The following is a 26,408-nucleotide window of genomic DNA, read 5'->3' as shown; positions in this document are numbered from 1 at the left end:
ATAAATATACTGGTTTAAATATTGAGGATATATTATGCCTTTTTCCATTTCAGGCGCAGGCTGTTGCTCACTACACTTACACTGCTGAGCGCCATCGCCGCTCCGGCAATCATGGGATTGAGCAGGAAGCCGTTTATGGGATATAATATGCCGGCCGCAAGCGGAATACCGATTACATTATAAATAAAGGCCCAGAAAAGATTCTGGCGAATGGTACGTACCGTATCTCGTGACAGGCGGATGGCATAAGGTATTTTATTCAGGTCCGCACCAATAATAGTCATCTTCGCTACATCCATGGCAATATCAGAACCCTTGCCCATAGCGATGCTTACATCTGCCTGTGCCAGTGCGGCACTGTCATTGATTCCATCGCCCACCATGGCCACCACATGGCCTTGTTCCTGCAGTGCGCGCACATAGGCGGCTTTTTCTTCCGGTAACACACCGGCCTTAATGGTTTCAATACCAACCTTATCGGCAATAGCCCTGGCTGCTGCGGGTTGGTCTCCGGTAAGCATATGTACGCTGATACCCATGTCTGTGAAAGCCTTTACGGCTGCGGCAGAAGAAGGTTTTACCTGGTCTGCTATAGCCAGGATAGCCAGTGCCTGCTGCTCATCGGCAAACCAGATCAGGGTATACGATTGGGCCGACCAGTGGTCTGCCAGCGATTGTAATTCGGAATTTATAGCAATATGATGTTCTTGCAGCAAAGCCTGGTTACCAGTATAATAGGTTTTACCTGCCCATTCGGCCTGTATACCTTTCCCGGTAATACTATTCACATGCATATCCAGTATGCGGTGTTCTTTTGTTTCCAGGAAGCGTACTACAGCTGCTGCCAGCGGGTGTTCAGATTGTCGTTCTATGCTATACAGCACGGAATGGTATAATTCATTACTTTCTAATCCCTGAGACTGCACTACTTCTGGTTTCCCTTCTGTAATGGTACCGGTCTTATCCAGAATAATGGTATCTACTTTATGGGTCAATTCCAGGCTCTCGGCATCCTTGATCAGGATACCCTGTTCGGCGCCTTTACCTACGCCCACCATAATGGCTGTTGGTGTAGCCAGGCCCAGCGCACAGGGACAGGCGATGACCAGCACGGTTACGAAGGCAAGCATACCATGAGTAAACCCTTCGGCCCCACCCCAGATCCACCATATCGCCAGGGCCAGTGTGGCAATAAGCATCACTACCGGTACAAATATGGCGGCAATGCGATCGACCAGTTTCTGTACCGGGGCTTTGCTGCCCTGGGCTATTTGTACCATTTTAATGATCTGGGACAACATGGTGTCTGCACCTACCTGGTCGGCCCGGAAACGGAAGCTTCCTTTCTGGTTCAGGGTACCGGCAAAAACGGCATCATTTACGGCTTTAGCCACAGCTATCGGTTCTCCGCTCAACATGCTCTCATCTACATAAGATGCACCTTGGATCAGTGTTCCGTCTACGGCTATCTGCTCACCGGGACGCACTACGATAATATCTCCTTTCTGTATAGATTCTATGCTGACTTCTGTTGTACTGTCATCCTCATTCAGACGCATAACGGTTTTAGGTTGCAGCCCCATCAGCTTTTTGAGGGCTTGTGAGGTATTGCTTTTGGCGCGGGATTCCAGCAGCTTGCCCAGCAGGATGAAGGCAATGACTACAGCAACCGATTCAAAATAGACGTGCGCATGAAGCCCCCTGCTATGCCAGTAGCCGGGAAATAAGGTATTAAACATGCTGAAAATATAGGCCACTCCGGTGCTTAAAGCCACCAGGGTATCCATATTGGCAGTACGATTGCGGGCTTGCTTCCAGGCATTTACAAAAAAGTCTTTACCGAACCAGAGGATAACCGGTGTCGTTAATGCCCACATGATATAATTGGCATAAGGCATGTTCATCCAAACCATACCGATCAGCATGACTGGTGCGGAGAGGATAAGGGAACCGATGGCTCTTTGGCGCAAAGCGCGGTATTTCTCCATATGCATCTGTGCCAGGAGATCCTGTTCTTCTTTGCGCTCTTCGACCAGCAGATCGAAGCCGGTTTGTTGTAATGCTTGTTTGAGTTGCTGCCCGTCGGTAATATTGGGCAGGAAGCTAACCGATAAGGTTTCTGTTGCAAAATTTACAGAAGCGGATACGACCCCGGGAGCATGCTCCAGTACACTGGTCACACTGGCCGCGCAGGAAGCGCAACTCATATTCAGCACGGGATATTGTTTGTGTACGAGGGGTACACCATAGCCCAGTTCTTCTATTTTCTTAATGGCTTTAGGAAGATCTTCCTGTAATTGGGAGGAGGAGATCAGCACCCGCTGATTATTAAGCTCTACGGTATGCTGCTGCAGGCTGCCTATTGATTGCAATCCTTTGTCGACAATCATGGCGCAGTGCTCACTTTCGACCCCTTCAAGGGGTATATATATGCTATCAGTAGTATCTTTAGACATGATCGAACTTGTATTGGTTTTTATTCCACAAAGTTCGACCATATCCAAAGCATGGTTGTTACATTATTTTGTAACTGTTTTATAAGATTAAGGCATCAGCCTATTTTACAGTAATTTTTTTACGCACTACACCTTTGTCGGTATCCAGTATCAGGATATACATTCCCGGGGCAATGCCTTCCAGGTTCAGGGATTGCTGTGCATTCCACTGTCTGTAGGTCATTTTACCACTGATATCGCTTAAGGCAATACGGGAGATTTTTACGGATGGGTCATACTTCAGGAACAGCTGAGTGGTAGCGGGAACAGGATATACTTTTAATCCGATCTGATCTGCTAGCTCGTTTATGCTGTTAGGTGGTACCGTTACAGTAATCGTTTGTGTAGCAGTATCGGCCTGATCACAGAAAGAAGCGATAAGGGTAACGGTATAGGTACCCGAAGCAGTGTAGGTATGAGATGGTGTCGGGCTGATCGAGCTTTGCCCGTCACCGAAACTCCAGTTGTACTGATCGGCATGCTGAGATGCATTGGTAAAGTCTACCACGTTATTGGTAATGCTGCTTGTAAAATCTGCAGTAACTACGGGCAGGAAACGTTTCCAGTAATCCAGGCTATCATAAGCAGTAGCTTCAGCGATTGTTTTAATCAGGTTAGAAGTACCGGCATTCAGACCGGCATTGTAGGTACTTTGCATAGGACTCTTCTCGAATAAAACCGAGTAAAAAGCACATGCTGCAACGAAAGTACCTGCCATAGACGGATGGCTTTCATCGGCATCGTACAACTCTATACCGGGAGCGGAAGTGCGTACACGGTGCCACACCATAGCCACTGGTGCAATAGCACTGCTGTTGAACTCAGCCATTTTGGAATAGCGCAGTTGCAGTAAACTATCCATACCATCATAGGTACATACCGGCGGAAAAAATGCGCAGTTAGACGCATCACCGTTTTTGCGGCCCCAGGTTACATAGAATATTGTTTTGGCACATGGATTATTTTCATGAATAATGCTGTCCAGTGCATGTGCATAAGGGTATACATCAGATGCAACCTGCGCATCCGGGAAACTTGGCAGCTGACTTTGCTCCTGCAATACAACATAATCCCAGTTGCCCTGCTGTATTTTGCTCAGGGTTGTGGTATTGGTTGTATGCTGCTGGAAGGTATGTCCTCCGGGTGCAGACATGTCATAAATAAGGGTATCGTGTGTACCATCTGCCAGTTGGGCTATCTGCAAGGGAAGATTATTCACTGCGGTATAACTGTTACCGATGAACAGCACGCGTAAAGTTTTGGCCTGTGCGGCCAGACCGGAACATAAAAATGCGGCAATTAAGGAGATTTGTTTCATGGACAAATTGATTGGGTTAATATAGCTGAAATAGATAACAAATATACCCTATTTAATGCAGATTTCCCAGCTGCGGGCTGTGCTACCCTACTTTGTCCAGTGGTTTACGCCTGTTGCCCTGCAAGGATTTGAAGTGACTGGGAGTCATGCCGGTTACCTTCTTAAACTGGCTGCTCAGGTGTGCAACGCTGGAATAATTTAACTGCCAGGCGATTTCACTCAGGCTCAGCTCATCATAGATCAGTAACTCTTTTACTTTCTCTATTTTCTGGGCAATCAGGTATTTTTCTATGGTAATGCCCTCCACTTCGGAAAAAAGGTTGCTGATGCCGGCATAATCCTGATGCAGTTCTGCAGACAGGTAATCAGAGAGATTGGTCTGTAAGGCTGCTCCGTTATGATGCACCAGGTCGATGATCAGGTTCTTCACCTTTTCAATAACCCTGCTTTTCTTATCATCAATCAGCTCAAAACCCAGCTGCTCCAGTTCCTCTTTCAGTTTGTCTTTTTTATCTTCCAGCGGTTCTTCTATGGTAACTTCTCCCAGTTCCATCTGGCTTACACTGAGTCCCAGCGAAGCCATAACATTGCCTACAACCATTTTGCACCGGTTACAGACCATGTTCTTAATATATAATTTCGTCATAAATCTAAAAAGCAGAAAATCAGCCCTAAAATTAGAACTGATTTCCTGCATTGTGGTCATAAGACCGTTAAAATACCTTAAAGGCTTATTTTTCCAGTATGCTTACCGGGCGGAACATACGGCCCCAGCGCATTCCTTTCTTATTATATACATTTCCATCACCATTACCATAGCTGAGCCATACAAATGATGCTTTACCTACGATATGATCTTCCGGAACAAAACCCCAGAAACGGGAGTCGGCAGATCCGTGGCGGTTATCACCCATCATCCAGTAGTAATCCATCTTAAAGGTATAAGAAGTGATCGGCTTACCGGCTATAAAGAACTGGTTATCCTTCTCTTCGAAAGTCGGGTTCTCTTCGTATACACGGATAATTCTTCTATACAGGGCAATATTAGCAGGCGTCAGCTGTACTGTTGTCCCTTTTGCCGGGATGATAAAGCTTCCGTAATTGTCCTGGTTCCATTTGAAATGAGCGGTATCGAAAGGGAAAGTCCACATATCTACAGCGCCGGGATTACCTGCAGCCAGCATAGCATATGGTTTTACACTGGTCACACCATTTACCTGTTTTACTTTTTCTGATGCGGCATATTCCATATCATAAACAGCTTCGTGGTTAGGTGTATATCCTTTGAACACGATATAGTTATCTTCCATGAAATCGGCAGATAACTGCGCGGTACCGGTAACCATGTAATCCATTTTCTGATGCGGATGGAATTCGCCTGGTTTATCATTTACGTATAAAACGCCTTCTTTAATCTCGATCTTGTCTCCCGGAACACCTACACATCTTTTGATGTAGTTTTCCTTTTTATCAACCGGGCGGGTAATGATGGTACGGCTGTTCCATACCTGGTCTCTGCCCAGAACCCGTACATACTGGTAATAATCCTGTGCCGGATCTTCCAGCACTACAGTATCGTTATTAGGGAAGTTAAATACTACGATATCGTTACGTTTTACCTTTCCAAAGCCAGGTAAGCGATGATACTTCCAGTGTACTGATTCAGAGTAAGATTTGCCTCCGAAGATCGGCATAGTATTGTGTACCAGAGGTATAGAAAGCGGTGTGTTAGGCAAACGGGCACCATAGGCCATTTTGCTCACAAACAGGTAATCATTCACCTTAAGGGTACCTTCCATAGAGCCGGTAGGAATCGTATAGGCTTCAAAGAAGAACATACGGATAATGGTAGCGGCTATGATGGCAAACAGACCGGCATCAAGCCATTCGCGCCATACAGGCTTTTTAGGCTTATTCGGATCTCTATTTTTTTTCCAGAAAGCTAGTTTCATATTGAGTTTAACGATGGGGTTAGGATTTTATTTTATTATAGAAGTTAATTTATTTATTTCGGTGCGATCCATCCTGTAGGGTTTACATTGGATATAGATCCGTTGTCACCAACTTTCCATACTTCAAAGTGCACCACATTATCGCCTTCATCATTTTTACCGGCGAAGCCTACGGTCTGGCGTGTGGTCAGTTTAGTACCTACACTAACAGTGGCACTTGACAGTTTACTATATACGGTATAATACTGTCCATGGCTGACGAGGACGGTGATACCCATACCTGGTACAGAGAAGATCTTCGTCACCACACCAGAGAATACCACTTTCACCGGGGCATTGGCATTGGTACCGATATCGATACCAGAGTTACTGAGGGTAACGCTCTTCTCGATCGGATGCTGGTAGTTACCATATGGCGCTACGATCAGTCCGCGATCTACCGGCCATGGCAGTCCGCCTTTGTTTGCTGCAAAGTTATTGGAAAGGGCCTGTATATCCGGGGTCAGCAGGTTCTTATAAGAAGTGCTTTCCGGATTGGTGCGCACGGTAGTTGGTGCCGATCCTGAAGACGATGACGGAGTGGTCGTCGCTTTGTTGATCGTTACTACTGTTCCGCCTGATTTGTACTGGGTAGCCTGATCTGTTGCCTGCTGGCGTTGCTTATCCAGGTCTTCTGCAATCTTCTTCTGGCGCACCAGTTCTTTCTGACGCTCTTCTTCCTTCCTGCGGTCAATTTCTTTATTGCGCTCTTCGTTGCGTTTGCGCTGCTCCTCACGGGCTTTTGCATCGGCAATGCGTTTTTCTTCAGCAGCAGCCTCTTCCCTGCGCTTACGGGCGTCTTCAATATCTTTCAGGCGCTGACGCTCTGCATCTTCAGCAGCCTTCTTACGGGCAAGCTCTGCCTGTCTGGCCAGCTCTGATGCTTTACGTTGTTCTTCTTCAGCAGCTTTCAGTCGGTTTGCCTCATTCATACGCTGAATATCTTCTGCTCTGCGGCGGTTTTCTTCAGCAGCTTTGGCCCTGGCTTCTGCAAGCGCTCTCTGACGAGCCTCTTCCATAGCCTGGCGACGGGCTTCCTCGATTTCTTTCTGGATCTGTATCTTAATAGCAGTCTCCAGCTGGGCGGCGGCTTTTTTATTTTTCGCGATCTGAGATGACAGGTCGCTTACCTGCCCTTTCAGTACCTGTGCTACTTTCTGCGTTTCATTGGCATCTGCCTCAATGGCGGCTTTATGCACCTGCTCTGCAGAGAGCAGCTCACTGCGTTCTGATTTTTTATTATTCAGGTATCCGACTTTCTGCTTTAAGGTGCCTTGTATCTCTCTGATCTTATTGGCCTGTATGGTACGGTACTGGCGGTATTTTTTCATATACTCCATACGGCGCATCATATCATTGAACGTGTTTGCCGAAAAGACAAACAGCATCATGTTCTGAGACTCCTGATGTTTGTATGCATACCTTACCGAACGGGCATAATCGGCCTGAAATTTGGCCAGTTGTGCATTCAGTACTTTAATATCCGTATTGGTTGTGCTAATGTCAGTAGAAATATTATTCAACTCCAGGCTGATATTATTGATCAGTTGCTGGCGCAGCTCCAGTTTATGGTTCAGGGCACGGAGTTCTGTGAGGGTCACATTCTGGCTTTCCTTGGCTTCGTTCAGCAATGCCTGTGCATTCCTGATCTCCTGAAGAATCGCTTCACGTCTTGACTGCAGGTCGGTTTTGGACACATTCTTCTGCGCCCATACCGGGGCACTTAATAATGTGATGAATACTAGGGTTCCTGCTATCTTATTCCGCATCAAAAATCTGGGTATATTTTTATATGTAAGTGGCAAAAATAGGTTTTTCAAGTGATTAAAGCTACGGATAAAGTGTAAAATTGAAAAGTAAAAAGTTAAATAATAGACTGACTAACAGACAGAAAAAGGCGAATGAAAAATCATTCGCCTTGCAATAATATCTGTATCAGTAATTTATCTGCTTTATTTTTTGCCTACCCAAACGACAAACTTCTCTTCAAAGCCCTCACCAGGGAAAATATCTTCCATATCCCATAATGATGGGCGCACATCACTCTCCACGATCTCCTGGTTCAGGTCTCCGCCTTTCAGACAGATCAGTCCATTGGCCAGGTCGGTAGACTTGTTCTTTTTAATGATCGGCTTAGCCCAGGACCAAAGATCTTTCAGGGGGGCCACAGCACGGGATACCGCAAAGTCGAAATCTTTCTGCGGAATATTTTCAATACGGGATTGCACGGCTGTCACATTTTTTAGCCCGATTTCCTCCGCAATACCTTGTACTACTTTTATCTTTTTACCAATAGAGTCTACCAGCAGAAATTCTACCTCAGGATAAAATATAGCCAGGGGAATACCCGGAAAACCACCACCTGTACCTATATCTACAATACGCATACCCGGATTGAAATGGCATACAGTAGGGATCGCCAGTGAGTGTAATACGTGTTTGGTATATAGCTGATCGATATCCTTACGGGAAATTACATTGATCTTCTCGTTCCATTCTTTGTACAGTCCTTCCAGTGCGGCAAACTGTGCCATCTGCGCTGCTGAAAAATCATCGAAATATTTCTGAACTACTTCCATTGTTGTTTGTTTTTAAAAAATATATAAGGCGCCAGTATAATATTATACCCTACCCACATCAGGTCACCGAACGGGCTGAATGCCTTTTGGCCTCTTTCATCCAGTGCCCGGCACCATTTCCGGTTCTGCATAATGTATATGCCCATCCGGAGCAGCAGCAAAATTAATACAATGATTTGAATTTTCTGATTTCCGGTCAGTAATAAAGCTGTGGCAGACACCCAGAACAGCAGCCCGGAGAAGGCATAAGCAGCCAATCCGCGCTTTACCCTTTCGGAATAATACTTACCGGAAGATACATGGCGCGTCTTCTGCTTCCACCAGTCAGACCAGGTCTCCTTTACTGCGGAGATCGTCTTTGCTTCAGGATGATCCGCAATCACTGCTTGCTGACTGAGGGCGAGGTATGATACAATCAGGTCATCATCTCCCGAAGCGGTACGGCGGAACAGCGCAGCAAAATCCTCGTCCTGGTCCAGTGCCTGCAATACAGGTGCCCGTTCATACATCAGGTTTCGGCCTACGCCCATATAAGGGTATCCCGCACGGGCCCAGGAGGTATATTGCATAAACGTGTGCACCGTCTCCCAGCGAATAAAGGTATTCAGCAAACCCGGTTTTCGCTCATAAGCACCATAGCCTAATACAAAATATGGCTGCTGTGGTGTTTGCAGCTTCGCACCCTGATAGGCCGCTGCCATATGATGCAGCCAGTCCTTACCAGCAGGCATACAATCCGCATCGGTCAGCAACACCAGGTCATAAGTACATTCTTTCAATCCCTGCCATAGCGCGTATTTCTTACCGGGAAAGGTCTTTTCTGTTGCCGGATCTATGGTTAGTACACGCAGAAGCGGAAAGTCCTTCTGTAAGGCTCTGAGTACAGCAGCACTATCATCTGTTGAGCCATCGTTGACCACCAGCACTTCCCATTGTCCGGCATAGGACTGGCGAAGAATATAGGGCAAAAAACGACGAAGGTGTGCTTCTTCATTTTTTCCGCAGATAAGGATACTGACACCTGGTAATGCATTGGCAGAAAGCGGTGCATGTACTGCGGGGCGGTAACGATACCACCAGGCAAAAAAGATTTGTATCAGCAAACTAAACAGGAAAAGGTACAGCATAGGATTATAAGCTTTGTCTGATATAATCCAGCACCTGCTGCATTTCATCCGGTGCAAACCAGCTATAGCCCTTATCCTTACGGAACCAGGTCAGCTGCCTTTTGGCATAATTGCGGGAATGTTGTTTCACTTTGTCTACAGCAGCAGCGAGCGCTGATGATGATAAAGGCCAGGTATCCTGTTCGTAAAACTCCTGGTAGCCTACTGTTTGCAGGTTTTTCAGCTGACGGTAGGGATACAGTATTTCGATTTCGTTCATCAGGCCCTGCTCCATCATCATATCTACCCTGCGATTGATGCGATGATATAATACCTCCCTGGGCAGGTCCAGGCCAATCTTGATGATATTAAATGGTCTTTCTTTTACGGTATTGCTGCGATAGTGCAGAATAGAAGTGCCTGTGCTTTCAATAAAGGCCAGTGCACGGATCAGCCGGCTGTGGTTCTGCTGTTCGGCCTGTGCATAAAATGCGGGATCTTGCTCCTGCATTCTTTGCTGCAGCCATTCGAGTCCTTTTGTTTCAAATTCGGCCTGTATCCCTTTTTCTATACTACGTTCTACAGACGGCATTTCATCTATTCCCTCGCAAAGGGCTTTAATATATAAGCCGGTTCCGCCGCAGACTACAGCCACATCCTGCTGTGCAAAAATTTCGGCACAATAGCCCAGCGCCAGTTGTTCGTACATACCGGCATTCACCTCTTCTTGGATAGAATGGCTATTGATAAAATAATGCGGTACCGCAGACAGCTCTTCCTGAGCCGGCTTTGCGGTACCGATTGACATTTCTTTATAACATTGCCGGGAATCGGCAGAGATTACAGCAGTATGATATTGCTGCGCTACAGCAATGCTGAGTGCAGTCTTGCCCACAGCGGTAGGCCCAGCGATAACGATCAGTGTTTTCCGAGCCTGCGTCATGTTGCTACAAATTAAAATTGATCTCCTTCCTCGCCATATTCCTCACCATAGCTTTCTTCTTCTGAGTCTTTTTCTTCATCCTCTCCTTCATCACCGTAGCCTTCATCCATTTCTTCCTTGCCCAGGTCGTATTTTTCTTCCATTTCTACCATGCGGTTTTCGGACAGGGATTTAGCGCCGGTCAGCATAGGTGCAATACCTTCTTTATAGAAACAGTGCGGGTAATCGATTTTCGGGTTTTCATCCTTATCAATACCGATCAACTCTACAAAGAATGACCAGTTTTTGGCAGGGTCATATTCGTAGATAAATTTCTTATCCGGGTTATCGATCAGTGCCGATACCGGTGTTTTTAGCATGGATAATGCAGGGGCATCCTTTTTATTCACCAGCACCTCAGAAGAAATAGCTCTTCCTTTTACGTGCTTCTCATTACTCTCATAAAATACGCCACTGGCCGTTTTCTTCTCGAACTCAAAGGCTTTCAGTATGGCTTCATGGAATTGCAGGAAGGACTGTCCATTGGTCAGTGCAATGCTGCGGTTGATGTTATCATCATCATCCCAGGATACTTTAAATTTAAAAACAGGCATATATGCAGTTAAACTAGATTAATATAATTGTAAACGACAAAGATAATAAAAATCGCTTTTGTGGCTTAATAGCGGTGGTTGCTGATATTTTCCAGCACCCCTTCCGGATAATTGACGGCCTCCAGGTATAATCCGTTTCCAGTGACACTGAAGTCGGCAAGGGTGCAGTTCTTCGCTTCTATAATCGAACGGAAACTTGCTACCGGGTCTGGCTTTTTATTGGCTTTGATTTGTGTACCGACCAGGGCACGAACCATACCCCTCAGGAAGCGATTGGCTTCTACAACATAATGCACTTCATCACCCACCTCTTCCCAATAAGATTGCATAATGGTACACTTAAAGGTAAAGGTCTGTGTATTGCGCTTGGAGAAGGTTTCAAAATCAATATAATCCTTCAGCACAGTTGCGGTCTGGTTCAGCAGATCCAGATCCAGGGGATAAGGATGGAACAGTGCCCTGCCCTGTCTGAACGGATCTTTATATTTATAAATCTTGTACCGGTAACGGCGGCTGATGGCGGCAAAACGCGCATTCAACTCCGGGTCTATAGCCCTGTACAGGTTTACAATCGCGATCTTGGGCGGCAATACGGCATTCATTTTATACACCAGCTCCGGATGCAGCGGTGGCTCAAAATCGAAATGATAGAAATTGCCCAGCGCATGCACGCCCTCATCGGTGCGGCTGGCACCAAACGTCTCTACCGGTAAGCGCAATATGGTACTCAGCGCATTATTAATCGCAAACTGCACTGTAGGCAGCTCGCCCTGCAGCTGAGAACCGTGAAAGGCAATACCGTCATAACTGACTTCAAGAAAATAACGCATGCTTAGTTTACGGCCGGCTTTAAGGTTGCTTTCTCTTTTTTCAATTGCTTGTCTACCCAGAATGTACCGAATGGAATAAAGGATAAAATGAAGTAAACAATCACTTTTTTCATTCCCCAGCCATAGTTAGACTTGCATTGAAACAGCAAAATAACGTACAAAACAAATAATACACCATGAGCCATGCCCACGTTTTTAACCAGCATTGCGCCGGTTTCTGCATCACCGAAGAAGCCGCGCTTCATCAGGGAAGCTGCAATCAGGATCAGAAAAGATAAACCTTCCAGGATGGCCACCCAGCCAAAATAGCTCAATAGTTTTTTATTGTTCATAGCTCATTATTTTGAGCCGCAAAGATAGTATTCAATTCCCGTATTCGACCGCTTTAGTGGTAAAGCAAGTGAAAACTTTTATCTTTGTCCGCGAGAACAACATAAACATTAAATGATAGGGATATTAGGGAATGGAAGCTGGGCAACTGCCCTGGCTAAATTATTGACGGAAAACCATCACCGGATTGCCTGGTGGATGCGCAGTGAAGCCGCTGTAGCTCACCTGGAAGAAAAGGGACATAATGAACTCTACTTGTCTTCCGTATTGTTTGAGCCGGAACAGATCAAACCCACGACCGACCTTAATTTCATGCTGACCCATTGTAATGTGCTGGTCATGTGTATCCCTTCTGCATTTATGTTTGATGTGCTGCGCCGCATGCCGAAAGACAGCCTTAAGGGTAAAAAAATCATTTCGGCCATCAAAGGTATTTTACCCGAACAGCATCAGTTGCTGCAGGAATACCTGACGGCGCATTTCGAAATCGAACTGAAAGATTACTTTGCCATTACCGGACCTTGTCATGCCGAGGAGGTCGCACAGGAGCGCCTTTCGTATCTTACGTTTTCCGGTGTACACACAGATGACTGCCAGTATATCGCAGCATTGTTCGAAACTACTTATCTGCGCACAACTACCAATAATGACCTCTGGGGCAGCCAGTATGCCGCAGTGCTGAAAAATATATATGCCGTTGGCGCGGGTATTGCCCATGGACTGGGTTACGGAGATAACTTCCTGAGTGTGTATATCACCAGCTGCTACCGTGAGATGCATCGCTTCCTGTCACAGCATTTCCTGCAGATGAATGAACAGGACACTACACCCGACTTTCATACCAGTGCATACCTGGGCGATTTACTGGTAACCTGTTACTCCCCGCACAGCCGCAACCGTACGTTCGGTGCCCTGCTGGGTAAAGGCTACTCCGTTGCTGCTGCAAAAGCAGAAATGAATATGGTGGCTGAGGGGTATTTTGCCTCTCTGGGTATGAAAACAATCATTGACCAGACGCGCATTGATATGCCGATCATGCAGTATATCTATGATATGCTCTGGCAGCAGAAATCCTGCAATGGTACCTTTAAGAAAATAGAACTGCTGCTCTGCTAATTCATAGCTTAAACGAGTATGCTCTTTTAGGGAACAAAGATCTACATTACTCTTTTGGTTCCCATTTTTCAATATGGCTACCTTTTGCCTTGATGCAAAAGGTAGCGCCAAAAAATCAAGTAACAGAAGCTGATACTTGTTCTTTAAAAACGGACACTCATTATAAAAGACTAATGGTCGCTGCATATGCAGCGACCATTAGTCTTTTATAATGAACCAAACGCTTACGAATCGGAGCGTTTAGACAGTTTACTGTGTTTCTTACCGTAAGCAAAGTATACTACCAGACCGATTGCCAGCCATACTGCCAGGCGCTCCCAGCTTTCTTTAGGCAGACCAGCCATTAAGGCCAGACAAACCAGCACACCCAGGATAGGCAATACCGGAACGAATGGTGTTTTGAAGCCACGAGGAGCATCAGGATTGGTTTTGCGCATTACAATTACCCCGATACATACCAGTACGAAGGCAAATAAGGTACCGATACTCACCATATGACCCAGATCAGAAACCGGGATAAAACCTGCGAAAATGCTCACGAAAATCATGAAGATTATATTAGTCTTCCAAGGTGTTCTGTTCTTTGCATGTAAATCACTGAACATTTTAGGCAGCAGACCATCCACACTCATGCTATAGAATACACGGCTCTGTCCCATCAGCATCACCAGCATTACAGAAGTATACCCTGCAATAATGGCCATAGTCAGGAAGGAGTTAAGGAAGGTATAACCCGTATGTGCAAAGGCTGTAGTTACCGGACTTGCATCGCCTTTAAATTTCAGGTAATGCTCCAGACCCGTCAGTACGTAAGAGAATAATACATACAATATAGTACAGACGATAAGCGAGCCTATAATACCGATAGGCATGCCTTTCTGTGGATTTTTAGCTTCCTGTGCAGCAGTACTCACCGCATCGAAACCGATAAAGGCAAAGAATACCACACCGGCTCCACGCAGGATACCGCTGATACCATAATGACCAAAATCATCGCTGGAGAAGAAATCCCAGAAACTGATCTCACCGGATTTCAATTTTACCTCTCCAAGGTTGGCAGGGATAAAAGGAGTATGGTTAGCGGTGCTGATATAACCCCATCCTAAAGCGATGAAGATCAATACCACAGTTACTTTCAGAACTACCAATACATTATTCAGTAAAGCTGATTCTTTGGTCCCGCGAATCAGTAAAAGAGATAGTAAACATACAATAATAATGGCCGGCAGGTTGACCACACCACCCATATTAATTCCATTCATTTCATCCCAGGGCCCATGCAAGAGTGCATTGGGCAGATCTATCCCGACCGAATGGAGAAATTTATTGACATACTGAGACCAGCTCACCGCAACGGTGGCCGCACCCAGGGCATATTCCAGGACAAGATCCCATCCGATGATCCAGGCTACTAACTCGCCCATAGTCGCATAAGAATAGGTATAAGCACTTCCTGCAACAGGAATCATTGAGGCAAACTCGGCATAACACAGCCCTGCAAATCCGCAACCGATGGCTGCAGCAATAAAGGAATATACTACTGCCGGACCAGCATTATCTGCTGCGGCAATCCCTGTCAGGGAGAACAAACCGGCGCCGATAATTGCACCGATACCCAGCGCAACCAGTGCTCCGGCTCCAAGGGTCTTCTTCAGGCCCTTCTCTGAATCATTAGCCTCTGCGACTAACTGACTCAATTGTTTTTTGGTAAAAATACCCATAAGCGTTTAGCGTTTTAAAAAATACAACCCCCAAACCTAGCTGTTTTTTTTGAAAGTGACAACACTTCCCGTTTCTAAATACCCTAATTTTGCATCAATGACTGTGCATTTCTACAAATACCAGGGCGCAGGAAATGACTTTGTGATCCTGGATAACCGCAACCAATCCTATTCTTTAAGTACGGAGCAGATTAATTTTCTCTGCGATCGCCGCTTCGGCATCGGCGCAGACGGCCTTATGCTGCTGGAAGCAGCAGAAGGCTACGATTTCCGTATGGTATATTATAATGCTGATGGCCATGAGAGTACGATGTGCGGTAATGGCGGTCGCTGTATCGCAGCCTTTGCACAGCATACCGGTGTTGCAGGTACCGATCAGTCCTTCATCGCTATTGACGGACCACACCAGGCACTGATCAAAGATAACGGTATCGTATCCCTGCAGATGCAGGATATCGATGCCATTGAGCTTAGCAACGATGTGGCCATCCTGAATACGGGTTCTCCTCACTATGTCTGTTTCGATAATGACATTGATGGCTTAGATATTTTTACAGAAGGACGTAACATCCGCAATGGAGAACGTTTTCAACCTAAAGGTATTAATGTCAACTTTGTGGAGCGCACTGCAGAAGGCTTGCGCATTCGCACCTACGAACGTGGTGTGGAAGACGAAACGCTGGCCTGCGGTACTGGTGTAACGGCTGCGGCCATTGCTTCTGTAGGAGAGGCGACCGGTCATTTTGAAATCCCTGTAGCGGCACGCGGGGGCGATCTTTCTGTACAGTTTGACAAAACCGGTGCACAGGAAGTTCGTAATGTATGGCTTACCGGACCGGCACAAGCGGTTTTCGAGGGACAGATCTCTATTTAATTTTCATTTCAACTATCAACGAATTTATATACATGAATTACTGGCTTGTAAAATCAGAACCTTTTAAATATAGCTGGGAGAAATTTGTAGCCGATGGCGAGACCTTCTGGGATGGCGTGCGCAACTACCAGGCGCGTAACAATATGAAAGCCATGAAGAAAGGCGATAAAGTATTATTCTATCACAGTAATGAGGGCATGGCCGTTGTGGGTAATGCTACTGTAGCCAAAGAGGCATACCAGGACCCTACTACTGAAGACGAACGCTGGGTAGTGGTAAACCTGAAAGCGGGTAAACCTTTTAAGAATCATGTGAGCCTGAAAGAAATGAAAGAACAGCCGGGCCTGCAGAATATGTCCCTCATTCGCCAGGGCCGCCTTTCGGTTTGTGACCTGACGCCTGAGGAATATGCAATCATTACGAATTTAGGAAAGTAAGCTGCAAAACCAGAAAAGCCACATGAACGAAACCACAACATATTATCACGGTACCAAAGCCGATCTGCAAGCCGGAGACCTGATCATTGCCGGATACAACTCCAATTACGGAAGCCAGCGCCAGGCTAAGTATGTATACTTCACTGCAACTTTAGATGCGGCCACCTGGGGCGCGGAACTGGCACAGGGCGATGGTGAGGGAAAAATTTATATCGTGGAGCCTACCGGTGCTTTTGAAGATGATCCGAACCTGACGGATAAGAAATTTCCGGGCAACCCAACGAAGTCTTATCGTACCAAAGATGGTCTGAAGGTTATTGGTGAATTACAGGGCTGGACCAGCCACAGCGCGGAACAGTTACAACAGATGCGCGATAACCTGCAAAAACTGAAGGATCAGGGCATTGAGGCGATTGAAGAGTAAGCATACTTTAGACCACAGTAATGAAAACCCTGGAACAGTACATTACACATTATTTCGATATTATAGCCCCGGCAGAGCTGCAACAGATCTGTAGCCTCTTTGTGCCTGAGCAACTCAGCAAAGGCGCATATTTCGTTAAAACGGGGCAACACTGCCGCAAACTCAGTTTTATTCGCTCAGGTATATTAAGAATGTATGCCCATACAGATGAAAAAGAGGTTACTCAATGGATCGGAACCGAAGGTTATTTTGTAACCGACCTATCCAGTCTGCTTTTTGGTCAGCAGTCTCGCTGGACCATACAGGCCTTAAGCGAGGTAAGTTTATTCAGCATTTCAATAGAGCACTACCGTAAGATCGGAAGACTCGTGCGGCAATGGGATGAACTTGAAAAAATGTTTTTAGCAAAGTGTTTCACTACTATGGAACATAGGATATTCGACCTGCTTTCTCTTTCAGCCGAAGAGCGTTACAAACAATTTTTCGCGCAGCAACCAGAATTGTTTAACCAGGTGCCTTTGCAATATATTGCTTCTATGCTGGGTATGACTCCGGAAACCTTTAGCCGCATCCGAAAAAAAATGCTACCGTAAATTCTTGATATTTATCAAGCAGTGCTGTTGCTGGTATATGGAACTTTGCATGTAAAGAATACAACCATACAATGACAACAACCATTCACACCAGCATTGTTATTGCTGCAAGCCCCCTGGACATCTGGACTGCACTCACAGACTTTAAGCACTTCGAAAAGTGGAACCCTTTTATTCGTTCTGTTACAGGTCCTTTATCCATAGGTGGTAAACTAAAAATACATATTACCCCTCCGGGAAGCAAGGGCATGCATTTCTCTCCAACTATAATTTCATTAATAACCGGCAAGCGTTTGCAATGGTTAGGCACACTAGGCTTCAAAGGTCTGTTCGATGGTGCACATTTATTTGACATTACTGATCATGGCAATGGCACCTGTACTTTTATACAGGAGGAAACCTTTTCCGGCATACTGGTCCCCATTTTAAAGAGTCAGTTACGGTCTACTGAAGAAGGCTTCAAATTAATGAATGAACAGTTAAAACGCATAGCCGAACAAGTAAACAAATAGTACGTTCCGGGTTCTTATCATACATCAATGCTTCTGCCCTCTCGGGGATCGTACTTTTGTGTTGTAAAACAAATCAATCACAAACAATATGGACAGAAAGGATTTCATCAGAAAAGGATTACTCGGTACGGGCATCTTTATGACCACCGGTAGTTTTGCCCACATCCTCAAAAATGATATTGATGAACTCCGGGAGCTGGAACCTATGGGCTTTAACCACCTCCCCAGTCCGGAAACGATAAAAACAGATCATATGATAATACACAAAGCAAACACCCGCGGACAGGCCAATCACGGTTGGCTTAATTCTTATCACAGCTTCAGCTTCGCCGGCTATTACAATCCTGACCGTATGCACTTCGGTGCCCTGCGCGTCTTAAATGATGATACCATCAGTGGTGGCAGCGGCTTCGGTACGCACCCGCATGACAATATGGAGATCATCTCTATACCGCTGGAGGGCGACCTGGAACATAAAGACAGTATGGGTACAGTATCGACCATCCGTCACGGAGACATCCAGGTGATGAGTGCCGGTAGTGGTGTGCAGCACAGCGAGTACAATCCTAATGCAGATCGCCAGACCAAATTCTTACAGATCTGGTTGTTCCCCAACAAACGCAATGTTACACCCCGTTACGATCAGGTGAGCCTTAATGCGGCAGACCGTCGCAATAAATTGCAGCAGGTCATCTCCCCTAACCCGGACGATGCCGGGGTATGGATTCACCAGGATGCCTGGTTCCATATGGGTGATTTTGACAAAGGAGTGCAGACTGCCTACGATATCAAAAAGAAAGAAAATGGTGTCTATGCCTTCATCCTTAAAGGTGATTTCACCATCAACGGACAGGAACTGAACGCAAGGGATGGTTTAGGTGTATGGGATGTGCAGCAGCTCAATATCACTGCAAATTCTGAAGATGCTTCTATTTTATTGATGGAAGTGCCGATGACCTTGACCCAGGCATAATTAAGTATATATAAATCACTAAAAATCAACATCAATTGCCCCGGTCGTTTGACCGGGGCAATTGATGTTTAAAACCAGGCCTTACATAGCCTGGTACAATATTTGTACGGACAATCAATATTTTGAGCATTTTAAATTTTCTTAACATATCTTTATACCCTGAAAAAAGACTAAAACAAGAACGAAATGACTAAATACATAGCACTCCTCTCTTTATTATTTAGCCTAAGCCTGAGCTCCTGTGATAATACCGGTAATAATAACCAGGTTATTACCAAGCCGGAGCCCGTCGTAATTGATGAGATCGTCAACAGCACTGCTGTCGATAAAAAGGGCGCAAAACTGGAAATGGCCTTCAACAATACCAAAAATATAGCCCAGGTGGAATGGCAGGGCGAAAAAATAGAACTGGCCCAGCAGCCTACTGCTTCCGGCATCCGTTATACCAATGAGCATTATGAGCTGATGGGTAAGGGAGAACTGGTCAACCTGATCAAAGATGGCAAGGTGCTCTTCGAATCTGTAAAAGCGCATATATATGGTGAAAAGCAGCTGTTTGTAGCTGCAGAAACCAAAAATTGCAGTGCAGGTGTAATGCAGAAAGAATGCCTGCAGGTGAAATATGATGCAGATGAACCCAACTGGGAACTGTTTTATGAGCCCATCGAAGGTTTTAAGTATGAAAAGGGCTATGAGTATGAATTGCTGGTTATGGATGAACGTGTAGATAACCCGGCTGCCGACGGTTCCTCTATTCGCTATAAACTCATCAAAGAAATCTCCCGTCAGAAAAAGTAACACACGTTTATAAAGGCATAATATAGTCCTGAACGGCAAAGACAGGCCGTTTGAGGCTATATTTTCGCATTTGAATTAAAAAAATTAACTTTGCTGTCTTAATTTTTATACACCCGATGTTTGATAATCTTAGTGAACGGTTAGACTCCGCCTTTAAGCAGCTTAAAGGTGAAGGCAGAATCTCCGAAATAAACGTTGCTACAACGATCAAAGAAATTCGTCGCGCGCTGGTAGATGCCGACGTAAACTATAAAATTGCAAAAGAATTTACCGATAAAGTAAAGGATAAAGCCCTGGGCGATAAGGTACTTACAGCCGTATCTCCTGGTCAGTTAATGGTTAAGATCGTGAAAGATGAACTGGCCGAACTGATGGGCGGTGAAGCAGTTGAGCTGGACCTTTCGGCTCGTCCGACTGTAATCCTGATTGCCGGTCTGCAAGGTTCCGGTAAAACGACCTTCTCCGGTAAACTGGCAAACTTCCTGAGCACCAAAAAGAACAAAAAACCTTTACTGGTAGCAGCGGATATTTATCGCCCTGCAGCGATCAACCAGCTGCATGTACTGGGAGAGCAGATCAATGTACCGGTGTACAGTGATCCTGAAAATAAAGATGCTGTAAGCATTGCACTGGCTGCTATTGCTAAAGCAAAACAAGATGGTAACCAGGTAGTGATCATCGATACTGCCGGTCGTCTGGCCGTAGATGAGGTGATGATGACCGAGGTGGCTAACATTAAAAATGCGGTAAACCCATCTGAAATCCTGTTCGTAGTGGATTCTATGACCGGTCAGGATGCGGTAAATACGGCAAAAGCCTTCAACGAGCGCCTGGACTTTACAGGTGTTGTACTGACCAAACTGGATGGTGATACCCGCGGTGGTGCTGCCCTGTCGATCAAATACACGGTAGATAAGCCGATCAAGTTTGTGAGCATGGGCGAGAAGCTGGACACCCTGGATGTTTTCTATCCTGAGCGTATGGCACAGCGTATCCTGGGTATGGGTGATATCATCTCCCTGGTAGAAAAAGCGCAGGACCAGTTTGACGAAGAGCAGGCTAAAAAAATTGAAAAGAAAATCCGTGCGAATAAATTCGACTTTGACGACTTTAAAGCGCAACTGATGCAGATCAAGAAAATGGGTAGCATTAAAGACCTGCTGGCCATGATCCCGGGTGTGGGTAAAGCGATCAAGGATATTGACATCAGCGATGATGCATTTAAAGGTATCGAAGCGATGATCGACTCTATGACGCCTGCTGAAAGAGCTAATCCGGATATCATCACTCCATCAAGAAGAGCCCGCATCGCAAAAGGTGCCGGTAAAGAGATTGCAGAGATGAATGCCTTTATGAAACAATTTGACCAGATGCGCCAGATGATGAAGCAGATGAACAAATTTAAAGGTATGCCGGGTATGGGTGGAATGAATCCGTTCAGTGGCGGCGGTGGTATGAGCATGCCTCCTGGTGGTATGCCGAACCTTTTCGGAAAGAAATAAAATTATAAGCATTGAATAAAAATCAAAAGTCAAATTGTATCCCTGAACAGTTTTGACTTTTGATTTTTTAATTGAAGAATTATTTATGTCAAAACAAATTACAGATCTGAAGATCGGATTACTGGGCGGCGGCCAGCTGGGCCGTATGCTGATGCAGGAAGCAGTAAACTGGAACCTGCAGTTTTCTATCCTGGAACCGTCTAAAGATGCTCCCTGTGCACACCTGGTGCCTGATTTCGTAGTAGGTGATTTTAAAGATTACGATACCGTATACCAGTTCGGTAAGGATAAAGATATCGTGACTATTGAATTTGAAGATGTAAACAGCGATGCCCTGGCACAGCTGGAACAGGAGGGTGTAAAAGTATTCCCGCAGCCTGCGGTACTGAAAATCATCCAGGATAAAGGCTTGCAGAAGCAGTTTTACCAGAACAATAATATCCCTACCGCGCCTTTTGCGCTGGTGAGCAATAAAGCCGAGATTGAGGCTTGCGGTATTAAACCACCATTCTTCCAGAAATTACGCACCTCCGGCTATGACGGATATGGTGTGCGTAAGATCGCTACAGAAGCCGATATGGAACAATGTTTCGATCAGCCATCTGTCATCGAAGCGATGGCCGATATGGAGATGGAATTGTCTGTAATCGTATCGCGCAACAGCAAAGGCGAAACAGCTGCATTCCCTGTAGTGGAAATGGAATTTAACCCGGAAAGCAATATGGTGCAGTACCTGTTTGCCCCGGCGCAGATCGATGCTACACTGGCCGAAAAAGCTACAGCAATGGCCCTGGACGTGATCAATAAACTGAACATGGTGGGTATCCTGGCTGTAGAAATGTTCTATACCAGATCGGGTGAAGTGTGGGTGAATGAAGTAGCACCAAGACCACATAACAGCGGTCACCACACTATTGAAGCAAACCTGAGTTCTCAATACGAGCAGCACTTACGGGCTATCCTGAACCTGAAGCCGGGTAATACTGAAGCACTGCATTTCGGTGCTATGGTAAACCTGGTGGGCGAGAAAGGATATGAAGGCACACCGGTATATGAGGGTATCGAAGATATCCTGGCAACCAAAGGTGCATTTGTACACCTGTACGGCAAATCCAAAACAAAATCGTTCCGTAAAATGGGGCACATCACTATAGTAGGTGATAATGCAGCGGAAGTAAAAGAGAAAGCCGGTACCATTTTAGACACAATTAAAGTAAAAGCATAATCATATACAATATGACACCAAGAGTAGGTATTATTATGGGCAGCAAAAGCGACCTGCCTGTTATGCAGGAAGCTGCAGCCTTTTTAGAAGAAATGGAAATTCCGTTTGAGATTACCGTTGTTTCTGCACACCGTACCCCGGAGCGCATGTTTGACTACGCTAAGAATGCAGCGGGACGCGGTGTACAGGCAATCATTGCCGGTGCGGGTGGCGCAGCACACCTTCCGGGTATGGTGGCTTCTATGACTACCCTTCCGGTTATCGGTGTACCGGTGAAGTCCAGCAATTCTATCGATGGCTGGGATTCTATCCTGTCTATCCTACAGATGCCAAGTGGTATTCCTGTAGCGACAGTAGCCCTGAACGGCGCGAAGAATGCCGGCATACTGGCGGCTAAAATACTGGGTGCGGCTGATGCGACTATCTCGAAGCAATTACAGGCGTTCCAGGACGGACTTACTGAAAAAGTAATGGAAACGGTTAAGGATTTTGAGGCCTTACCATTTAAATTCCAGGTAAAATAAAATTAAAAGGGCGCATGTTTCACATGCGCCCTTTTAATTTGTGCTATTTGCAATCTCTATTGTAATGTAAATATTTCTTCGTATTTCATGTAGCCTGTTCTGCTGATGGTATACATCGGGCTGCCATTCTGATCCAAAATCAGGCCTACCTTTTCATTATCTTTAATAGGGAAATTGATCTTGTAACTCCTTCCGTCTTTTAATTGGATACCATAAGTCTCTACAGAATTATTAATACTGACCTGGTTTTGGGTATAGGAAAATGAAGTGACCTTTCCGGTCGAGTCCTTAACTGTAAAGTCCTTAGCCTCAAAAACCAGCTCAAACTTCTGCCCAGAGGCATCGGTTGCTTTCCAGGCACCTCTGTACGCATCTGAGCCGCTGCAACCTGCAAGCAGGAACATAAAAGCAGCGATCAATAGCAGGGTTATGTTTTTCATATTTCAAGTGTGTTTTGATTTTGATAATGGATGATATTATAACGATTAGGTTAAGGCAACAATACTTCCCCGCTCCGGGTCCTTGATCACCTGTACATAGCGTGGTATACGCTCCTGTAGCTCTTCTACGTGGGATATAACCCCCACCACCCTATGCTCGCGGTATAATTGCTCCAGCGTCTGGAACACAATGTCAATAGAATCTTTATCCAATGTACCGAATCCTTCATCAATAAAGAAGAAGTTCTTCTCAAATTTATTCAGGCTCTGTATACTGTCTGCCAGTGCCAATGCCAGGCACAAAGAAGCCTGAAAAGCCTGTCCGCCAGAAAGCGTTTTAGCACTACGTGTTTTACCTCCGTTCAGGTAATCCATCACCTCAAAACCCCGCTCCGGATCATAGATCAGGCTTAATTGGTTGCGGGTCAGCCTGTGAAAACGCTCATTGGCTACACTGCATAGGTTCTGCAGGTACATTTCAGAAATATACTCCACAAATCCATTGGCCTGAAATAAGCCGGTCATGGTTTTCAGGTTCAGCGCCCTTGCCTGCAAAGCCGTATCCTGCTGCTCGTAACGTAGTTTTTCTTCCAGTTTCAGCGTCCATTGCTGTACCTCGTTTTCCAGCAACAGCAATCCATCGGTCTGCTCTTTAAGCAAAGCCTGCACCTGGTTGCGTTTCTCCGCCACACGTTCGTATTCCTGCTCATCCAATACCTGTGTACCCAGTTGCTCTTTGCGGCTGGCCAGTTGCACCTCAGCAGTGTGCAGGGCTCTGAAAAACTGTTCTGTATCGGCCCGTTCCTGTGGTATATTATCGGAACGCAATAATGCTGACACCGTCTGCTCATCTGCAAACCCTTGTTCCAGCAATGCCTGTTCCAGCGTATCATTCACCTGTTGCAGCTGCACAGTCCATTCGCTCACCTGCAGTCTGATCTGCTCCAGACGCGCACTATGACTGGCCCGTTGTTCTCTTAACTGCTGACTCTTCTCCGTTTCTGCGACATAGCGCTGCTCGGTAGTAATGATCAGTTCCTTATATTCCCTTTCAAGGGCTTTCAATTCCGCAACTGATTGTGCAGACCAGTTTACGCTATCTTCAGGTATCTGCTGCTCCAGTACATCCATGCGGCCTTTTAGCTGCTGAGCCTGTATCTGGAACTGCGTTACCGCCTGCTGATACTTTTGCAATTGCGCATTCAACTCTAGTTCTGATTGGCGTAACTGGCTTACATTGGCTTCCCGTGCAGTAATCAGCTGCTCAGCCTCACGTATCGTCTGCTGGTACTGTTGTAAAGTATTACGATCCTCAGGGATAAATAAGCCCTCCCAGTTAAACGCCAGTCGATGTGCCTTTACCTGGTCCAGGATCTGTTGCCATGTTTCGTTTTCTGCATGCAGCTGTAGCCTGTAGTCTTTTAATACTTCCAGGCGGCGATTGGCCTCGGAACGATGTTCCCGCCATTGCAGCAGGCTTTGTTCGTATTGTTGTTTTTGTATGCTGATGTCTTCTATAGACACTGTATGTTCTGATTCATGTATCTCGGGCTGGTGCGTGGTCGAGCCACATAAAGGACAGGGCTCACCGGTGGCCAGTTCTGTGCGGTAACGCTGTAATTCAGACTGGACCTGTATTTGTCTCCACTGCTCTGTACAATTATCCAGAGCCAGCTGTCCGTCTGTTATTTTACCATCAAGGAAGGAGACACTTTCCTCCGGCGCAGTATTCCATTGTACAAAATATTGCTCCAGTTCCTGTACCTGTTGCTGTAACTTTTCGATCTGTGCCTGTTTATGCCCTTGCTCGTTATCAAGCTGCTCCTGCCGGCTAAACCATGCGGACGCCTGCAAGAGAATATCGGTATCCGGCTTTTGCGCTTTAAGTGTGGCCAGTTCTTGCTCAGCATCCTGCACCTGCAATTGCAATGCACTTTTCTGGCCTGTCACCTGTTCTACATGTGCCGCACCTTTTTGCACCCGATCCTGCAATACTTCATATTCCTGTACAACTGTACGATAATCTATGATATGTTGTATCGCAGCGGCATTCCGCTTCCATTCATCCAGCTGTGTATAGTCTTTGACAACAGCTTCCAGCACGTGTTGCTGCTTGCTCCAGGCCTGTTCTGCCTGCTGCAACTGATCCTGTACTTGTTGCACCGTATTCTGTGCCTCTGTATAATTTTTCTGGTATACTAGTTTTTGTTCCAGTACGGATTTAAAATGCAATACGGCTTTATCATATTGCCTGATCCGCGCTGCACGCTGCTCGTATGTATCTTTCTGTGATTGCAAAGTCGTCAGCTGCTGCTGTGCCTGCTGCAATTGTTCCTGTACCTCTTTAATGCGCTGTAATTGCTCAAACTGCTGCTGTACGGCATCAGCCTCCTGACGGGCAGATTGTACCTGCTGCTTCCATTCCAACAGTTTCGTTTCTTTCTCTGTTAAGGCCTCCCGGCTATATATTGCATACTGACTCAGCACGCCCGCATTATGATGCAGGGCCTCATTATTCTTAACCGTAAGCTGTCGCGTAGGCTCTGCAAAATCGTACTGATAGAGGTTAAAGATCTCCTTCAGCATTTTCACCCGGTCGCCCTTGGTCAGCTCCAGAAACTCTTTAAACTTTCCCTGCGGGATAATGATAGTACGTTTAAAATTATCGTATTTCAATCCCAGCACCAGCTCGGCGTTGGCACTTTCCATTGGTATCCACTCCCCGTTTTCCCATTTGCAGGCAGTACGCTCGATGGTAGAAGTAGCAGCATAATCTTTTTTACGGCGCTTCCAGGTGGCCGAGAAGCGATACTTTTCTTCCTGTGTGGTGGAAAACTCAAAGTCGATCAGGGCCTTTTCCGATTTCAGGTTAAGCATATTATAGGCACGTCGGTCGCCGGAATCGAGCCGTTCTGTAGCACCGTACAAAACAAAGCTGATGGCCTCTAATATACTGGACTTACCGGAACCTACCGCACCGAAAATGCCGAACAGGCCGGCTTCGGTAAGGCCGGCAAAGTCTATAACCTGTGGTTCCTGGTAGGAGTAAAATCCTTGTATCGTCAGTTTTAATGGTAACATGTA

The 26,408-nt window shown here is 45.9% G+C and carries 25 protein-coding genes; 11 read left to right on the top strand and 14 right to left on the bottom strand.

What is annotated here, in order from left to right; all coding sequences use genetic code 11:
- Positions 1-32: 32 nt before the first annotated feature.
- The 11 genes from FTD44_RS09055 to FTD44_RS09005 form a co-directional block, all read right to left on the bottom strand.
- Positions 33-2,456, bottom strand: a complete 2,424-nt coding sequence (locus tag FTD44_RS09055) for a heavy metal translocating P-type ATPase (RefSeq protein ID WP_222166153.1) — start codon at positions 2,454-2,456, stop codon at positions 33-35.
- Positions 2,457-2,556: 100 nt separating this feature from the next.
- Entirely contained in the window at positions 2,557-3,813 is a 1,257-nt protein-coding gene (locus FTD44_RS09050; RefSeq protein WP_222166152.1) for a PKD domain-containing protein, read from the bottom strand.
- 82 nt (positions 3,814-3,895) lie between these two features.
- Positions 3,896-4,414 carry a helix-turn-helix domain-containing protein gene (locus FTD44_RS09045; protein WP_246625390.1) on the bottom strand — a complete coding sequence of 173 codons (519 nt, stop codon included), beginning with the start codon at positions 4,412-4,414 and terminating at the stop codon, positions 3,896-3,898.
- A 130-nt stretch (positions 4,415-4,544) separates the two neighbouring features.
- A complete protein-coding gene (gene lepB, locus FTD44_RS09040; RefSeq protein WP_222166150.1) occupies positions 4,545-5,765 on the bottom strand; it encodes a signal peptidase I in 1,221 nt (406 codons plus the stop codon).
- Positions 5,766-5,818: 53 nt separating this feature from the next.
- Positions 5,819-7,573, bottom strand: a complete 1,755-nt coding sequence (locus tag FTD44_RS09035) for a murein hydrolase activator EnvC family protein (protein ID WP_246625420.1) — start codon at positions 7,571-7,573, stop codon at positions 5,819-5,821.
- Between the two features lie 183 nt (positions 7,574-7,756).
- Positions 7,757-8,383 carry a 16S rRNA (guanine(527)-N(7))-methyltransferase RsmG gene (gene rsmG / locus FTD44_RS09030; protein WP_222166148.1) on the bottom strand — a complete coding sequence of 209 codons (627 nt, stop codon included), beginning with the start codon at positions 8,381-8,383 and terminating at the stop codon, positions 7,757-7,759.
- The gene (locus FTD44_RS09025; protein ID WP_222166147.1) at positions 8,374-9,510 is read right to left on the bottom strand and encodes a glycosyltransferase; all 1,137 of its coding nucleotides are present in this window, start codon (positions 9,508-9,510) and stop codon (positions 8,374-8,376) included. Before FTD44_RS09025 ends, rsmG begins: the two co-directional genes overlap by 10 nt.
- 4 nt (positions 9,511-9,514) lie before the next feature.
- Positions 9,515-10,432, bottom strand: coding sequence for a tRNA (adenosine(37)-N6)-dimethylallyltransferase MiaA (miaA, locus tag FTD44_RS09020; RefSeq protein ID WP_222166146.1), 918 nt, complete (start codon positions 10,430-10,432; stop codon positions 9,515-9,517).
- An 11-nt stretch (positions 10,433-10,443) separates the two neighbouring features.
- Entirely contained in the window at positions 10,444-11,025 is a 582-nt protein-coding gene (locus tag FTD44_RS09015; protein WP_129021752.1) for an IS1096 element passenger TnpR family protein, read from the bottom strand.
- A gap of 65 nt (positions 11,026-11,090) precedes the next feature.
- The gene (locus FTD44_RS09010) at positions 11,091-11,855 is read right to left on the bottom strand and encodes a tRNA pseudouridine synthase A (protein ID WP_222166145.1); all 765 of its coding nucleotides are present in this window, start codon (positions 11,853-11,855) and stop codon (positions 11,091-11,093) included.
- A 2-nt stretch (positions 11,856-11,857) separates the two neighbouring features.
- Positions 11,858-12,187: a DUF3817 domain-containing protein gene (locus tag FTD44_RS09005; RefSeq protein ID WP_222166144.1), complete on the bottom strand. Its 330-nt coding sequence runs from the start codon at positions 12,185-12,187 to the stop codon at positions 11,858-11,860.
- Between the two features lie 112 nt (positions 12,188-12,299).
- Between FTD44_RS09005 and FTD44_RS09000 the strand changes: the two genes are divergently transcribed.
- Positions 12,300-13,301, top strand: coding sequence for an NAD(P)H-dependent glycerol-3-phosphate dehydrogenase (locus FTD44_RS09000; RefSeq protein WP_222166143.1), 1,002 nt, complete (start codon positions 12,300-12,302; stop codon positions 13,299-13,301).
- 224 nt (positions 13,302-13,525) lie between these two features.
- Here FTD44_RS09000 and FTD44_RS08995 read toward each other — a convergent pair whose 3' ends face one another.
- Positions 13,526-15,022: an amino acid permease gene (locus tag FTD44_RS08995; RefSeq protein WP_222166142.1), complete on the bottom strand. Its 1,497-nt coding sequence runs from the start codon at positions 15,020-15,022 to the stop codon at positions 13,526-13,528.
- 97 nt (positions 15,023-15,119) lie between these two features.
- Here FTD44_RS08995 and dapF point away from each other — a divergent pair, with 97 nt between their 5' ends.
- The 10 genes from dapF (at position 15,120) to purE (ending at position 22,884) form a co-directional block, all read left to right on the top strand.
- A complete protein-coding gene (dapF, locus tag FTD44_RS08990; RefSeq protein WP_222166141.1) occupies positions 15,120-15,896 on the top strand; it encodes a diaminopimelate epimerase in 777 nt (258 codons plus the stop codon).
- Positions 15,897-15,928: 32 nt separating this feature from the next.
- Complete coding sequence (locus FTD44_RS08985; RefSeq protein WP_222166140.1) at positions 15,929-16,333, top strand: EVE domain-containing protein; 405 nt, start codon at positions 15,929-15,931, stop codon at positions 16,331-16,333.
- A gap of 22 nt (positions 16,334-16,355) precedes the next feature.
- Positions 16,356-16,757, top strand: a complete 402-nt coding sequence (gene arr / locus FTD44_RS08980; RefSeq protein ID WP_222166139.1) for an NAD(+)--rifampin ADP-ribosyltransferase — start codon at positions 16,356-16,358, stop codon at positions 16,755-16,757.
- A 20-nt stretch (positions 16,758-16,777) separates the two neighbouring features.
- Positions 16,778-17,350 (top strand): Crp/Fnr family transcriptional regulator, encoded by a 573-nt coding sequence (locus FTD44_RS08975; protein WP_222166138.1) that lies wholly within the window; start codon positions 16,778-16,780, stop codon positions 17,348-17,350.
- 71 nt (positions 17,351-17,421) lie between these two features.
- Positions 17,422-17,862 (top strand): SRPBCC domain-containing protein, encoded by a 441-nt coding sequence (locus FTD44_RS08970; protein WP_222166137.1) that lies wholly within the window; start codon positions 17,422-17,424, stop codon positions 17,860-17,862.
- Between the two features lie 88 nt (positions 17,863-17,950).
- Positions 17,951-18,835 carry a pirin family protein gene (locus FTD44_RS08965; protein WP_246625389.1) on the top strand — a complete coding sequence of 295 codons (885 nt, stop codon included), beginning with the start codon at positions 17,951-17,953 and terminating at the stop codon, positions 18,833-18,835.
- A gap of 186 nt (positions 18,836-19,021) precedes the next feature.
- Positions 19,022-19,633, top strand: a complete 612-nt coding sequence (locus FTD44_RS08960; protein WP_222166136.1) for a DUF4377 domain-containing protein — start codon at positions 19,022-19,024, stop codon at positions 19,631-19,633.
- 116 nt (positions 19,634-19,749) lie between these two features.
- Positions 19,750-21,135: a signal recognition particle protein gene (ffh, locus tag FTD44_RS08955; RefSeq protein ID WP_222166135.1), complete on the top strand. Its 1,386-nt coding sequence runs from the start codon at positions 19,750-19,752 to the stop codon at positions 21,133-21,135.
- Positions 21,136-21,220: 85 nt separating this feature from the next.
- Positions 21,221-22,360 carry a 5-(carboxyamino)imidazole ribonucleotide synthase gene (locus FTD44_RS08950; RefSeq protein WP_222166134.1) on the top strand — a complete coding sequence of 380 codons (1,140 nt, stop codon included), beginning with the start codon at positions 21,221-21,223 and terminating at the stop codon, positions 22,358-22,360.
- An 11-nt stretch (positions 22,361-22,371) separates the two neighbouring features.
- Positions 22,372-22,884, top strand: coding sequence for a 5-(carboxyamino)imidazole ribonucleotide mutase (gene purE, locus FTD44_RS08945; RefSeq protein ID WP_222166133.1), 513 nt, complete (start codon positions 22,372-22,374; stop codon positions 22,882-22,884).
- A gap of 56 nt (positions 22,885-22,940) precedes the next feature.
- Here purE and FTD44_RS08940 read toward each other — a convergent pair whose 3' ends face one another.
- Together FTD44_RS08940 and FTD44_RS08935 are read right to left on the bottom strand one after the other, a co-directional pair.
- Entirely contained in the window at positions 22,941-23,324 is a 384-nt protein-coding gene (locus FTD44_RS08940; RefSeq protein ID WP_222166132.1) for a hypothetical protein, read from the bottom strand.
- A gap of 45 nt (positions 23,325-23,369) precedes the next feature.
- Entirely contained in the window at positions 23,370-26,405 is a 3,036-nt protein-coding gene (locus FTD44_RS08935; protein ID WP_222166131.1) for an AAA family ATPase, read from the bottom strand.
- Between the last annotated feature and the right edge of the window lie 3 nt (positions 26,406-26,408).

It is taken from the genome of Edaphocola aurantiacus (assembly GCF_019797745.1).
Lineage (GTDB): Bacteria > Bacteroidota > Bacteroidia > Chitinophagales > Chitinophagaceae > Edaphocola > Edaphocola aurantiacus.
This window is presented reverse-complemented; position numbering and strand designations above follow the sequence as displayed.

Bases quoted from the DNA above. Each gene is read 5' to 3' on its own strand.
- FTD44_RS09055 (WP_222166153.1), bottom strand. From the start codon at position 2,456: ATGTCTAAAGATACTACTGATAGCATATATATACCCCTTGAAGGGGTC.
- FTD44_RS09050 (WP_222166152.1), bottom strand. From the start codon at position 3,813: ATGAAACAAATCTCCTTAATTGCCGCATTTTTATGTTCCGGTCTGGCC.
- FTD44_RS09045 (WP_246625390.1), bottom strand. From the start codon at position 4,414: ATGGTTGTAGGCAATGTTATGGCTTCGCTGGGACTCAGTGTAAGCCAG.
- lepB (WP_222166150.1), bottom strand. From the start codon at position 5,765: ATGAAACTAGCTTTCTGGAAAAAAAATAGAGATCCGAATAAGCCTAAA.
- FTD44_RS09035 (WP_246625420.1), bottom strand. From the start codon at position 7,573: ATGCGGAATAAGATAGCAGGAACCCTAGTATTCATCACATTATTAAGT.
- rsmG (WP_222166148.1), bottom strand. From the start codon at position 8,383: ATGGAAGTAGTTCAGAAATATTTCGATGATTTTTCAGCAGCGCAGATG.
- FTD44_RS09025 (WP_222166147.1), bottom strand. From the start codon at position 9,510: ATGCTGTACCTTTTCCTGTTTAGTTTGCTGATACAAATCTTTTTTGCC.
- miaA (WP_222166146.1), bottom strand. From the start codon at position 10,432: ATGACGCAGGCTCGGAAAACACTGATCGTTATCGCTGGGCCTACCGCT.
- FTD44_RS09015 (WP_129021752.1), bottom strand. From the start codon at position 11,025: ATGCCTGTTTTTAAATTTAAAGTATCCTGGGATGATGATGATAACATC.
- FTD44_RS09010 (WP_222166145.1), bottom strand. From the start codon at position 11,855: ATGCGTTATTTTCTTGAAGTCAGTTATGACGGTATTGCCTTTCACGGT.
- FTD44_RS09005 (WP_222166144.1), bottom strand. From the start codon at position 12,187: ATGAACAATAAAAAACTATTGAGCTATTTTGGCTGGGTGGCCATCCTG.
- FTD44_RS09000 (WP_222166143.1), top strand. From the start codon at position 12,300: ATGATAGGGATATTAGGGAATGGAAGCTGGGCAACTGCCCTGGCTAAA.
- FTD44_RS08995 (WP_222166142.1), bottom strand. From the start codon at position 15,022: ATGGGTATTTTTACCAAAAAACAATTGAGTCAGTTAGTCGCAGAGGCT.
- dapF (WP_222166141.1), top strand. From the start codon at position 15,120: ATGACTGTGCATTTCTACAAATACCAGGGCGCAGGAAATGACTTTGTG.
- FTD44_RS08985 (WP_222166140.1), top strand. From the start codon at position 15,929: ATGAATTACTGGCTTGTAAAATCAGAACCTTTTAAATATAGCTGGGAG.
- arr (WP_222166139.1), top strand. From the start codon at position 16,356: ATGAACGAAACCACAACATATTATCACGGTACCAAAGCCGATCTGCAA.
- FTD44_RS08975 (WP_222166138.1), top strand. From the start codon at position 16,778: ATGAAAACCCTGGAACAGTACATTACACATTATTTCGATATTATAGCC.
- FTD44_RS08970 (WP_222166137.1), top strand. From the start codon at position 17,422: ATGACAACAACCATTCACACCAGCATTGTTATTGCTGCAAGCCCCCTG.
- FTD44_RS08965 (WP_246625389.1), top strand. From the start codon at position 17,951: ATGGACAGAAAGGATTTCATCAGAAAAGGATTACTCGGTACGGGCATC.
- FTD44_RS08960 (WP_222166136.1), top strand. From the start codon at position 19,022: ATGACTAAATACATAGCACTCCTCTCTTTATTATTTAGCCTAAGCCTG.
- ffh (WP_222166135.1), top strand. From the start codon at position 19,750: ATGTTTGATAATCTTAGTGAACGGTTAGACTCCGCCTTTAAGCAGCTT.
- FTD44_RS08950 (WP_222166134.1), top strand. From the start codon at position 21,221: ATGTCAAAACAAATTACAGATCTGAAGATCGGATTACTGGGCGGCGGC.
- purE (WP_222166133.1), top strand. From the start codon at position 22,372: ATGACACCAAGAGTAGGTATTATTATGGGCAGCAAAAGCGACCTGCCT.
- FTD44_RS08940 (WP_222166132.1), bottom strand. From the start codon at position 23,324: ATGAAAAACATAACCCTGCTATTGATCGCTGCTTTTATGTTCCTGCTT.
- FTD44_RS08935 (WP_222166131.1), bottom strand. From the start codon at position 26,405: ATGTTACCATTAAAACTGACGATACAAGGATTTTACTCCTACCAGGAA.